The 12,806-nt window shown below is 60.6% G+C and carries 8 protein-coding genes; 3 read left to right on the forward strand and 5 right to left on the reverse strand.

What is annotated here, in order from left to right; genetic code table 11:
- Window positions 1-70: 70 nt before the first annotated feature.
- Window positions 71-811 (forward strand): SDR family oxidoreductase, encoded by a 741-nt coding sequence (locus tag IPF76_RS10670; protein ID WP_293843306.1) that lies wholly within the window; start codon window positions 71-73, stop codon window positions 809-811.
- Between the two features lie 62 nt (window positions 812-873).
- Window positions 874-1,218 (forward strand): hypothetical protein, encoded by a 345-nt coding sequence (locus IPF76_RS10675; RefSeq protein ID WP_293843308.1) that lies wholly within the window; start codon window positions 874-876, stop codon window positions 1,216-1,218.
- A 289-nt stretch (window positions 1,219-1,507) separates the two neighbouring features.
- Here the strand turns inward: IPF76_RS10675 and IPF76_RS10680 are convergent, their stop codons facing one another.
- From IPF76_RS10680 to IPF76_RS10690, 3 genes are all read right to left on the reverse strand, one after another.
- Window positions 1,508-3,286: a DUF885 family protein gene (locus IPF76_RS10680; protein WP_293843310.1), complete on the reverse strand. Its 1,779-nt coding sequence runs from the start codon at window positions 3,284-3,286 to the stop codon at window positions 1,508-1,510.
- 161 nt (window positions 3,287-3,447) lie between these two features.
- On the reverse strand, window positions 3,448-7,059 hold the full coding sequence (locus IPF76_RS10685) for a M1 family aminopeptidase (RefSeq protein ID WP_293843312.1): 3,612 nt from the start codon (window positions 7,057-7,059) through the stop codon (window positions 3,448-3,450).
- Window positions 7,060-7,070: 11 nt separating this feature from the next.
- Window positions 7,071-7,967 (reverse strand): ABC transporter ATP-binding protein, encoded by an 897-nt coding sequence (locus tag IPF76_RS10690; protein WP_293843314.1) that lies wholly within the window; start codon window positions 7,965-7,967, stop codon window positions 7,071-7,073.
- Window positions 7,968-8,151: 184 nt separating this feature from the next.
- Between IPF76_RS10690 and IPF76_RS10695 the strand changes: the two genes are divergently transcribed.
- The gene (locus IPF76_RS10695) at window positions 8,152-8,721 is read left to right on the forward strand and encodes a TetR/AcrR family transcriptional regulator (protein ID WP_293843316.1); all 570 of its coding nucleotides are present in this window, start codon (window positions 8,152-8,154) and stop codon (window positions 8,719-8,721) included.
- Window positions 8,722-8,764: 43 nt separating this feature from the next.
- On the opposite strand, the gene IPF76_RS10700 is transcribed toward IPF76_RS10695, so the two are convergent.
- Together IPF76_RS10700 and IPF76_RS10705 are read right to left on the reverse strand one after the other, a co-directional pair.
- The gene (locus IPF76_RS10700; RefSeq protein WP_293843318.1) at window positions 8,765-10,216 is read right to left on the reverse strand and encodes an amidohydrolase family protein; all 1,452 of its coding nucleotides are present in this window, start codon (window positions 10,214-10,216) and stop codon (window positions 8,765-8,767) included.
- A gap of 99 nt (window positions 10,217-10,315) precedes the next feature.
- Window positions 10,316-12,652, reverse strand: a complete 2,337-nt coding sequence (locus IPF76_RS10705) for a TonB-dependent receptor (protein ID WP_293843320.1) — start codon at window positions 12,650-12,652, stop codon at window positions 10,316-10,318.
- Window positions 12,653-12,806 lie beyond the last annotated feature (154 nt).

Below are 12,806 nucleotides of genomic sequence, written 5' to 3' on the forward strand. Positions count from 1 at the left end.
GACTTAGGTATGATCTGCGGTGGTGCAGGCCTCGTGCCAACCTATTTTATAGCCCTAAGGAGAATATGAAATGATTGACCTGACCGGAAAGCGCGCACTCGTAACAGGAGGATCCCGGGGCATCGGCGCTGCGATCGCTTTGGCGCTGGCGGAGAACGGCGCTGACGTCGCATTTACGTACCAGCACTCGGTCGAAAAAGCTGAAACGATGGCCAAGTCCATCGAGAGTACAGGGCACCGCGCCTTCGCTATTCAAGCCGACAGCGCCGACCCGGAGGCTATCACGCGCTCCGTGAGCGAAGCCGTCTCGTCGCTCGGCGAACTCGACATACTCGTCAACAGCGCAGCTATCGGCCTCTACGGGGCTATCGCCGACATCGCCGTGAACGACTATCAATCCATGATGGACGTCAACGTGCGCGCACCGGTGCTGTTCGCAAAGGCAGCGATTCCGCACCTGACCGCTGGAGGCCGCATCATCTCGATTGGTTCGGGGCTCGGGGAGCGGGTACCGTTCCCGGGCGTAACGGCTTATGCGATGTCCAAGGCGGCGCTGACTTCGTTCACCCGTGGCCTGTCGCGCGAACTCGGCCCGCATGGCATCACTGTGAACCTTGTACAGCCCGGGTCGGTCGATACCGAAGCAAACCCCGCCGACGGCGCGGCTGCGGATTTCCAGCGAAGCCTGACGTCGCTGGGGCGCTACGCCGAGCCGCGCGAAATCGCCAACGCCGTGGTATTTCTCGCCAGCCCCGCTGCGAGCGTGATTACGGGCGCCATCCTCACCGCCGACGGGGGCGCGCTCGCCTGAGCCATGAGAACGCGACGCGCGTTGCGGACGGACCAGCGATATTTTGGAAAAGAGCCACAAATATGATTCGATATAAATTCATCTGCAATCGCCTCGCCTTGGTCGCTACTGGCTTCGTCGTTATGACGTTGGGCTTCGCACAAAGCGAAGCGATCGCCAAAAGCCAGCAGTCGAAGCTTCGTGAGGACAGATATACCTGCGAAAACTTTGGTGCGAGATACGGTACCCGTGATTACACCGCCTGCATGCTCGATCAGCAGCAGCGGCGCGATACCAAGAAACTCCGGAAGCTCGAGGAGACCGAAATACACTTCCAACTCGCCAAGGACGGCCAGATCATGGCCGCGCGAGCTCGCAAGGAACGCTGCGTCCGCAATCCGGACCGGCGGGAATGTGGGCGGAATTAGCCGCCGCGCCTAGCCAAGCCCTGCCCCCGGTCGAAACGCCGGTCCGTAAACCCCAGAACGCGGAATAAACGGCGTGATTTCAAGGAATAGTATGAATATTGTCAGGCCATGATAGCCAGTCGATCAGGATTGTTTCGTGCCATTGGAACCTGTCGCAGCCGGCAAAGGCCGGAATGGACGATAATGAAATCCGGACGCTGGCAGCCTACATGATCGCACTTTTGAATCATCGCGTGCCGTCTGTTGCAATTGCGCGGGGTGCGGCTTGGCGCCTTCGTGGGTCGACCGCTTAACGAGCACCTGACATTTGTCCCGCGATCCATCGATCGACCTGCCTTTCGAGTAGGGCGAACGGCAACTGCCCATGGCCGAGGATCGCATCATGGAAGCCGCGGATGTCGAATTTCGGGCCGAGCTGTTTTTCGGCCTTCCTCCGCAGTTCCTCCATCTTGATCATGCCGATCTTATAGCCGGTGGCCTGCCCAGGCATCACGATATAGCGTTGCACCTCGGCGCGGATCTGCGCCTCGGGCGCCGCTGAATTCTCGGTGAAATATTTGACGGCCTGACCTTCGGTCCAGCCTTTCGAGTGCAGGCCGGTATCGACAACCAGGCGGATCGCCCGCCAAATCTCTCCGGTGAGGCGGCCGAAATCGGAATAGGGATCCTTATATGCTCCCATCTCCTTGGCGAGCTTCTCGGCATAGAGGCCCCAACCTTCCTGATAGGCGTTGAAAGAAGCGTTCTTTCTGAATTCGGGATAATTGGTCAGTTCGCGCGCAATTGCGAAGTTCAGATGATGGCCGGGCAGTGCTTCGTGATAGACCGTATTTTCAAGCTGCGGCTTCGGTTTCGCCCGCATGTCGGAGAGATGCAGATAGAATATGCCTGGCCGCGAGCCGTCCGGCGACGAGAGAAAATAATGCGCTGCCCCCCCCGGGATTTCGCGATAGGCCTCGACGCGTCTGACGACGACATCGGCCTTGGGAAGGATGCCGAAATACCGGGGCAGCTGCAGTTTCATCTGCGCGACATAAGCGGTCGCGGCGTCGATATGCGACTGACGCCCCTCGTCGGTGTTGGCGTCATAGAACTGGTCATCGTCGCGAACAAATTTGAAAAAGTCGCCAAGCGTACCCTTGAAGCCGACCTTCGCCTTGATCGCTTCCATTTCGACCTTGATCCGCGCCACCTCGTCGAGTCCGATTTGATGGATCTGATCTGCAGACAGGTCGGTCGTCGTCGCGCTGCGCAGCAGCGCATCATAATAGGGCTTGCCGTTCGGTTGCTTGCCGACCCCCGGCGTGATCGCATCCGCCTTGGGCAATTCGGCCTCGAACCACGCAATCAGCTCGTCATAAGCGGGCTTCCATTGGTCGAGCAGTGCTTTGCGCGCCGCTCCCCTGTATGAATCGGCATGGGCGGTATCGATCTTCCCAGCCTTGACCAGCCCGTCAACCTTGGTGTTGACGTCGGCCCACACGGCGCTGTCGCCCTCGCCCCCAAAGGGCGCGCCGGCTATCAGCGCGCGCGCCTGCGGGATCATCAGTTCGTAGGCGAAGCGCGGCACGCGCGATCCCGCCGCCGCGTTCCGCCTGGCGATCTCCAGCAGCTGGAGCTCCGCGCGCGCGATGCCGCCGATGCGCGCGATATAGGCATCCATATCCGCCGGCGCATCGACACTGTGGATTTGCATCAGGAACTGCGGAAAACCCGTATGCGGCCCGGCCATCTGGTTGAAGCTATAGGTATTTCGGCGAAACTTGGCGAGCGCAGCCGCGTCCTCATATTGATAGACCCACAGATCATAGGACAGCTGCGCGTCCGACGGCAGTGCCGCGCGATCGAAATTCTCCTTTAGGTCCTCGACCGATTTGCGCTGCCACTCGAGCGCCCTGTCGGCGGCCGCGTCGGACATGTCGTCTATTTTGTCAGAGTCCTTCTTCTGGCCCGCATAGCCGCGCGACATAGGACTGAAGTCGAGCTGTTCCTCATATTTGGCGTCAAGCCACGCATTGAACCGCGCGGTCTCGTTTTCGGCCGCCTGGACGACGGCTCGGGTCGACACGGCGCGGCTTGGCTCTGCTTCGTGCGACCATGCGCTGACACCAGGCGCCAGCATGACCCCGGTTAAAAACATCGCCCTTATTGCCCTGATCATCAACGGTTCCCATCCTCTAAATTTTCCAAGCAAGTCCCGGATGCCGTTTCCGGACAGCTGCTTCCCATTCACCGGCCCAGGGAAGACACCGCGATGATGTTATCGTTCGCGTTGCGATCGATGAAGGTCAGCCACGGATCGACGCCCGCATAGATCGGCTTTCCCTTCGTCACGATGCGGACCTGTTGCTCGCCCGATCGGATCGGCAGGCGCCGTATCGACAGGATGTTTGCGCGGCCAAAACCAAGGTCGGCCGGGTTTGCGGTGAAGACGCCGATATCGACTTGCTGGTCGAACGCCGCCTTGCGCTCGTTGCCCTGACCGTCGGCATAGGCCTGGCCAGCATGGACAGTAATCGTCGTTTCATATTGTCCGCCCGGCAGGCGTCTGACCGTCGCCTGTTTCGCGCGCAAGTCGTAGAGGGTGATCCGCTCGAACTGATCGCGGATCAGTTCGCGCTCCTGCGGGGTGCGGGCCGTCGCCAACAAGCCATCGACCAGATCGCTCGACCGCGCGTAAGGGGCGCCCTTGAAGCGATATTGCGCGAGCAGACCGCGTAGCACGGCGTTCACCCGCTCCTCTCCCAAGCGCTCCTGGATCAGGAACATGACGATCGAGGCTTTGTTGTAATGGATATAGCCCTGTTTGCGCGTTCGGAAGAGCGGGTTCTCCTCACCCTTCTCCATCCGGCGGCCTTGCAGATACTGATCGACCTCATATTTCAGGAATTGCCGGAGATGATCAGGCCCGTAGCGATGTTTCATCACCATCAGCGCCGAATATTGTGCCAGCCCTTCGGTGAGCACCTCGGCTCCCTGCATGTCGGCCGGCATCAGCTGATGGAACCAATATTGGTGCGCCAGCTCGTGCGAAGCGACATAGGACAGGAAATCAAGCCGCTTTGGATCGCTGAGATCCATATTGAAGCCGATCTTTTCCGAAAAGCCGATGGTGCCCGCCGCCGAGTTCGCGCCGCCGCCATAGCTTGGTCGTTCGATGATCCGCGCATAGGGATATTGATAGGGCCCGAAATTCTTGCGGAAGTAATCGAGCGAGTCGTCCATCGCACGGAGCATCCGGTCGATGTTCTTCGGGTGCTGGGGGTCATAATAGACCTCCAGCTTGACGCCGTCGGAATCGGCCGTCTTGACCGCATAGCGCGCCGACTGGATCATGACGAAATTGATCGACGGGATCGGTGACACGAAGCGCGCGGTTCGGCGCCCTTGGGCCACGCGATCGGAGACGCGCGCGCCGGTAGCGACCAGTGTCTGGTCCGCATCGGTTGTCACGGTGATGTCGGTGTTGACCCGATCCAGTCCCGAATAATTTCGCGCCTGAGCCGACCGGTCTTCCAGCTTCGGCGTCACCGGCGCGGGAGAGAGTCCGTATTTGACACGCGTGGTCTTGTCCTCGAGGAAGCCCATCCGCGTCATGCCCACTAGGGGCAAGATCTGGTGGTTGATGACATAGGTTCCGTTCTTCACCGGCTGCGCGTCGATCTCGTAATTCTGGGAATTGGGCAACGCTGCCAAGCCGCGCTTTTCGACCGCGGTCAGAAACGACATCGTCCGACTTGCGCCCGGCTGCAACGGCTGTTCGAACCGGTATATACGGTGGTGGTTGACCTTGTCGTCACGCACCAACGTCGCCCCCGGCAGCGAAAGAACGCGGAATGGCAGGTTCAGGCCGGGCGTCGTACGAAGGTGGAGGGTCTCGATCGGCACCGCGGTTTCATTGACGAAACGATAGGTGCCGTTGACATATATGGCACCTTCTGACGGGTGCAGATCGACCTTGAGCTTGATGTCGGTCAAAGTTGGCTGCGGCAGGTCTACGTAGCGCGAATAGTCGCGTTCATACTGGGCCAGGCGGCGTTCGAACGTCTCGCTATCGGGATATTCGTTGAGTATATTCATGTTGTAGAACAGGAAACCGCCCATGCCGATCGCAACCGCCAGGGCGATCGAGAGGAACGCCAGGGGCGCGCCCCTGAGCCGCGACGGCAGCGTCCGCCATTGACCTTTCAGCGTGACCGCGGTGCCCCGCCGCCACATCAGATGGCCAACCACGACCAGAACCACGGCAACAGCCAACCAGAAGAAGCGCAGCCACCACGCGACCGTCTCACCATAGTTCGAACCGTTCATGTCGGAGAGCGGCTGCGCCACGGCCGCATAGTTCAGTAGCGGGTGCTCCCAACCCAACCCGGCAAAGACGATCGTCGACACGAGATAGATCAGCATGATGCCCCAGCCGACGAACTTGTTCGGGCTGACCGCCTGGACAACGATCGAAAGCGCGGCGATCTGAATGACGTAGAATGCGGTGGGTGCGGCGAACCACGCCAGCCAATGGCCAAATTCGATATCGGTAACGCCGCCCATCAACTGGTACAGGATCGATTCGAATAGCACCACTGCCACGCTGAGCACGAGCAGCACACCCGCAACGCCCGCGAGCTTGGAGACGAGGAATATCCAGTTGGGGAGCGGCGTCGCATCGATGATTTCGTTGAAGCGACGTTCGCGTTCGCGCCAAACTACTTCGCCCGAAAAATAAATTGCCATCAACAGCGTGATCAGCGTCGATGCCGCGCTCACAGTATCGGCGATCGCAAAGGTTCGGGGCCAGATGGGGACGCCGTAGTAGAGGCCGGCGAGATTGAGCGTCAGGTACAGATTGATCGACCCGACAACCGCCAGCACCCAAAAGGCAGGGCTTTTGAATACCAGCTTCATCTCAAGCAGCGTGCGCGTGGCAAGCTGATGCCCGGCCCCTCGTTCCGGGGTGCCGGCAGGCAAGCGATCAACTAGGGCGGGCTTGACGGCAGCAAGCTTCTGCTGACGCGCAGCATCGCGTTTTGCGCTTCCTTTCGACGAACCGCGATCTGCGAAACGGAAACGCCACACCGCGAATGCGACGATCGCAACGGAGATCGCCAACCACAAAAGACGGTGGCCGGCGAGCAGTCCGGTGAGCTCCAGCGATTGCGTGTTGGCCTGGATCGGGGTCAGATACCGTACGCTCAAGCCATAGGCGACCGATCCGAAAGGCTCAAAATAGGCGGCGAGCGTCAGGTCGGGCAATTTGCGCAGCATTGCAGTAAGCGTGAAATAGGCGAACATGAACACGATCACCGCCAGATAGCTGTAGGTGACCGACCGCGTCCAACTCGCCACCGCGAAGAAGATCGCCGACGTCATGAGGATGTTGGGCAGCGCGATAACGAAATAGCCGAAGGCATAGTCTTGCAGCCGGTTCGGCCCGAGATGCTCAGCGCTGACCCACGGCATGAAGGTGCCGACCCAGAGTGCCAACGGGACGGCCAGAAACGCGATCGCGGCACCGAGGAACGCGCCGCTGAATCGGCCACACATATAGGGTATCTTGCCGACCTTGGTCGATCGGATGATGCTGCCGAACCCGGTCTCGTCATCGCGTACCACCACATTGCCGACAAACGCCGTCGTCACGAACATGAAGAACAGCGACATCATCAGCTGCACCTGCGCAACCGCGGTCGGTGCATTGGTATGGATGCTGCCACCGCTGCCCAGGCGGATCGATTCCACGGTCGTTCCTGCAAAGGTCAGCAGGAAGAACATGATAGCGGCGGCCCAGAAAACCGGGTTGCGAAACTGGTAGCGCAGCTCGAAGCGCGCAATCGTTGCGAACATCTGCGGATCCCTTATGCAGCTTGCCGAGCGGCAGCGGCCCGGCGCGAGCGCACCAGGGTGGAAAGGTAAACATCCTCGAGCCCGCCTTCGACCAGCGCGAAGCCGCCTCCCGGGTCCTTGTCCGACAGGACATGGACGATGGTGCTGCCCGACAGCAGGCGCGTCGAGATCACCTCATGCGACGCCTGAACCTCAGCCAGCCGCTCACGCTCGATGGTCTTGGCCCAGACCGTGCCGCGGCTCCGCTCGATCAGGTCGAGCGGCGCGCCTTCGACCTGGATGCGACCCGCCGCCAGCACCGCCATGCGCGGGCACAGGTCGGCGACGTCATCGACGATATGCGTCGACAGGATCACGACGACATTCTCGCCGATCTCGACGAGCAGGTTATAAAAACGATTGCGTTCCTCGGGATCAAGGCCGGCGGTCGGCTCGTCGACGATGATCAGCTCGGGGTTGCCGATCAGCGCTTGCGCGATGCCAAAGCGCTGGCGCATGCCGCCCGAAAAGCCCGCGACCGCTTTGCTGCGCACATTCCATAAATTGGTCTGATTGAGCAAAGTTTCGACAGTGTTTTTGCGATCTGCCGAGGAGATGACGCCCTTCAGCGACGCCATATGATCGAGCAGGTCGTACGCCGATACGCGCGGATAAACGCCGAAATCCTGCGGGAGATATCCCAGCGTCGCGCGCAGCCGCGTGGGCTCGCGCAGCACATCGATATCGCCGAAACGTATCTCGCCGGCGGTCGGCGTCTGCAGCGTCGCGATCGTGCGCATCAGCGAGGATTTTCCAGCGCCGTTGGGCCCAAGCAATCCGAACATCCCTTTGCCGATCGAAATCGTCACTCCGTCGAGCGCGCGCGTGCCGTTCGGATACACATGCTCGACACCATCCAATTGCAGCAATGACTCTCTCCTGAAATGCGTTGAGGCGGGTTGACGCGCCCGCCCGGCTGAGTTTATCGAGTAACCGACCATATTAGTCGGTTACCTACCATAATGATCGGCTGCAAGAAACTTTTGGCTCGGGACCTCGGAGCAATCGCTTCAAGATTGACCGGTTCGACCGAGGCGATGATAGAGGGCGACCATGCCGAGACAGACGAAAGCCGAGATCGACGCCGAAATTCTCGACTGTGCTGCGGGGATATTCGCGCGCCACGGGTTTTCGCGCACGTCGATCCAGCAGATCGCCGACGCGCTCGGCTATTCCAAGGCCGGGCTGCTCCACCACTATCCGAGCAAGAAGGCGCTCCATGATGCGGTCCTCGACCGTTACGAAACCCAGACGCGCGAACGGATCGGTAGGCTCGACGGCTTTGCCCCCGGGATCGAGCGCGATCGAAAACTCGTCGAGGGCGTTATCGACTTCGCCTTCACCTGGCCTGGCATGTCGGACTTCGCCCAGCAATTGGCGCGCGATGGCGAGCGATTGGCACAAGCCGGGGGCACGGGCGATCCGCGCTTCGCCCAGCTGGGATTCGACATCATCGGCGCGCTGGGGATCGACCTGGCGGCGCCCGACAGGCAACGGATGGCGCGCACGTTCACGGCCCTGTCGGGGGCCACTTTCTCGGCGCGGATCGCCGTCACCATGCACGTCGAACGCGAGTGGCGTGAACCGATCGTCAAGGCCGCGATGGCTGCGCTCGGCCATTAGCATCCCGATCGGTTCCGGGCTGGCGCAGCTTCACGGGCTTCCTTCATTTCGCCGTCGGCATCGGCACTTCTTCGTGCGCCGCTTTGTAGATGCGTCCGTCCTGCAACATCAGCCGGCCATTGACGAAGGCGGTCTTCACCTTGCGCAGCGCGCCGAAATCCTCGTCGGGATTGCCATCGACGACGATGATGTCGGCAAGTTTGCCCGGCTCGATCGTGCCGAGCCGGTCCCCCATGCGCAGGATCTCGGCACCCGTCTTCGTCGCCGCGACCAGCGCCTCGACCTTGGTAAAGCCGATGCGGTGGAAGGATTCCAGCTCGTCGATATAGGATCCGGGCAGGAAGCCCGTCCCCGCGAGCGCGACCACGTCGAGGCCGATACCCATCTTCACGCCGGCGCGGCGCATCTTTGCGACCATATTCTCGTTGACGGTTTCGTTGAGCTCGAAGCGGCGCGAGGTCGACCCGAAATAGCCGCCGCTGCCACGCATGATGATACGATAGGCGACGAGCGTCGGCACCGAAGCGATGCCGCGCTTCGCCATCAAGGCGATTGCGGCGTCGCTACGCGGCAGCGGATGTTCGATCGAGTCGACGCCGGCCTTGATCGCCATGTCGATATATTGCGTTTCGCTGTCGACCGTTACCGGAAGACCGAGTGAGTGCGCCTCGTCGACTGCGGCGGTGATTTCTTCTTGTGAATATTCGCTGGCAAGCTTGATCAGGTCGGCACCCTTGGCGAACTGGAGGCGAACCGCCTCGCGCCATTCGTCGGGACCCGACGCAATCCGGACCATCGAGTTGGGGTTTTTGTCGGCGATCTCGGGATAGCCGGGCTGGAAGGCGTGCAGCGCCGCGTGCCCCCCGGTCTGTGTGATCAGCTGACCGGCGGCGAAGATGCGAGGCCCGGGAAGTTCGCCCGTTGCCTGTAGCCGCTTGAGCACAAACGGTGTGTCGCCGTGCGATGCGACATCGCGCACGGTGGTGACGCCCGATTCCAGATAAACCCCCAAGCGCTTGACGCCGCGCATGACCGATTCGGCGCCGCTGGTATTCGCGGACGAATAAATGCTCGCATCGGCCGCCCCTTCCAGAAAGGTCAGATGGGTGTGAAGGTCGATCAGGCCCGGCATCACGGTTTTGCCGGCGACGTCATAGACGACCGCGTCCGGGGGCCAATTCTTGTCGTCCGGTCCCAGCACCGCGGTGATCGACTTGCCCTCGACGACGATCGTCGCGGGGCGCGCGGGCTTGCCGGTGCCATCGAACAGCCGGCCGCCGACCAGCACGAACGATCCCTTGGGGGCGTTGAAATCTGCCGGAACGGGAATACGCAGAACGTCGTCCGATGTCGGGACCGATGGCGGCAACCACTGGTCGCGGTTGTAGATCGGGCGCGCCTCGGGGCCCTTGTCCTTGTCCTTCGCCTGCGCGAGCGTCGGCACGGCGATCAGCGCCGTGACGAGCAACAGACGATATACCCACGAGGCTTTCATATGCCTTCCATCCCTTCAAATATCGGCCTGATCCGCTCCAGGTGAGCGGATCAGGCACTCGTCATGCTTCGTCGTCCGGGCTGCCCCCGGCGAGCGCCGTCAGAAACGCTGGCTGACGGTGACGCCCCAGGTTCTCGGCCGATACGTCTGCCGAAGCTGGCGCTGTCCCGGGCCGATCACGAGCTTTCCGAGTTCGTCGCGCGAGTTGAGTAAATTGTTGACGAACAGCGAGATGTCCGTCTGGCCGGTGCGAGCGCCCAGCCGTGCAGCGACGAATTCACGGGCCGGGACCCGGGCATACAATGGATTGTAACCGAGATTGCCCGACGGCGTTGTCTGCCCGCTGCGGTGATCCCATTGGACGCGGCCAAAGCCGATCACATCGCCCAGGCCCAGCTCGGTCTCATAGTCCGCGGACAGCGACACGATCCATGGCGGCGCGAACCTGTCGCCCTTGGTGACGATGTTGCCCGCCGGAATGACCGACCCGTTGTTGTTGGTAAACGCGGGGCGGATGAGCGTCTGATTGACTTTCGCATCGGTGTAACTGAAATTGGCGTCGAGCGTCAGGCCAGTGACCGGCGTGAGTGTGATCTTCGCCTCGACGCCGCGCGCACGCGACTTACCCAGATTATCGATAAAGGGGACGCCGCAGTTGAGCACCGAGCGGGAACGCTGAACATCGGTCCAGTCGATCTGGAACACGTCACCGGCAAACGTCAGCCAGCTGCCAACGCGTCCCTTGGCGCCCACTTCGTAGCTCCACGTACTGTCGGAGCGATATTGCGACGGGACCTTAGAATATCCAAGATTCTGCAATTGAACCAGACACGCATTGTCGATCTGCGACGCCAGAACGGCATTGGAGCCGCCGGGACGAAAACCTTTGCCCGCGCTGGCATAGAACATCAGATTGTCGGTGGGATTATATTCGATGTTGAACTTGGGCGTGATCGGGCTCTCGTCGGTGCTGCCGGTTACGACGGTGTCCGTCGGCAGATTGTTTCCGCTGGTTTGCTTGAAGTCGAACGTCACATATGAATAGCGAAGGCCTGCGCTGACCGTCAGCTTGTCGGCCAGCTTGTAATCGACCTGGCCGAACACGGCGAACTGCTGGTCGCGCGCGTTGTCGAGAAGATAGCCGATATTCCCATTCGTCGAAGGCGCAAGAAACAGGTCGGGATTTGGCGCGACGTCGAATTCCTCGGCACTCTGGCGCGAGTTCTGAAAAAAGACGCCCGCGACATAGCTGATCGGTCCCGAACCGGGGTTCGACTGGATACGCAGCTCCTGGGTGAAGGCACGCTGTTTCATTTCCAGATTGATGACGATGCGCGGATCGAGGATGCCCGGAAGGTCCAGACCGGCCGGGAGACCGAATATGTCGAGATAATAGGCGGTGGCATCGTCCTTGTTGACCACTCTGCGGTCGAGATAGGCGGTGTTGCTGATCATCGTTGCGGGGCCGAGATCGAACTCACCCTTGACCGAATAGATGGTGGCGCGGTCGCGGCCGTAGGAGTCGATGCCTTCGCCGCTATAGAATTCGGGCAAGGCCGGCAGGTTTACACCGGGCCGCCATTCCCAGAACTGGTCGCTATTGTCGCGATTGCCCTGCTGGTGAAAGATCGACGGGGTGATCGTCATGCCGTCGGCCGGCTGAAACATTAACGCGAACTGCCCGACGTAGGTATCGCGCTCGTTGTGGTTTTTCCGGGCCGTGCCGCGGCTTGCGACATAGGGAACACGGTCGATATATCCGCCGTCACGGCGGTAATAGGCGCTCGCGCGGAATCCGATCTTGTCCTCGACGATCGGACCGCCGAAGGCCGCCCCGCCTTCATAGCTCGGCGCCCCGCCTTCGGTGAACCCCAGCTCGGCGCGTGCATAGCCAGAATAGTCGGTCACGCTGGGCTTTGCGGAGATGAAGCGGATCGCGCCGCCCATTGCGCCGGCACCAAACAGCGTGCCCTGCGGCCCGCGCAGCACCTCGACGCGCTCGAGATCGAACATCGCCGGATAGAAGTTGCCCGTCGTGCTGACCGAGCGGACCTGAACTGGCGTGTCATCGACATAAACGCCGTTCATGGTGGCGCCGATCGACGAGGTGAGGCCACGGATCACGAGATATTTGATGCCGAACGTTCCCTGGTTGAGCGACACCCCCGGCGTCATGCGGGCAAGATCTTCGATGTTGCGCACGCCTTTGATGTCCAGGCTCTCCTGCGAATAGGCGCTGATGCTGAGCGGCGCCTGAAGGATCGACGAGTCGCGCCGTGTTGCGGTCACGACGATATCGTTGGGATCAGTCGAAGCACGTGACTGCGAAGCCTGCTGGCTCGAGGCCTCCTCCTCCGAATTCTGCGCCATCGCCGCTACCGGGACAGAAAGCGCCAATGCGGATACGCTCAACGAAAGATACTTGTGCAAAGACATTTAATCCCCCTTCATAATGCTGACGCGATACGGAAATTTCTATTGTTATTTATTCTAATCATTGGGATAAATATTATTGGTTTTGTCTAACAATAGATCTTTTCATAATTGAAAAATATAAATTACACAGATATGCTATTCATATACACCAACC

Source organism: Sphingopyxis sp., assembly GCF_016704835.1.
In the GTDB taxonomy this organism is placed as follows: Bacteria; Pseudomonadota; Alphaproteobacteria; order Sphingomonadales; family Sphingomonadaceae; genus Sphingopyxis.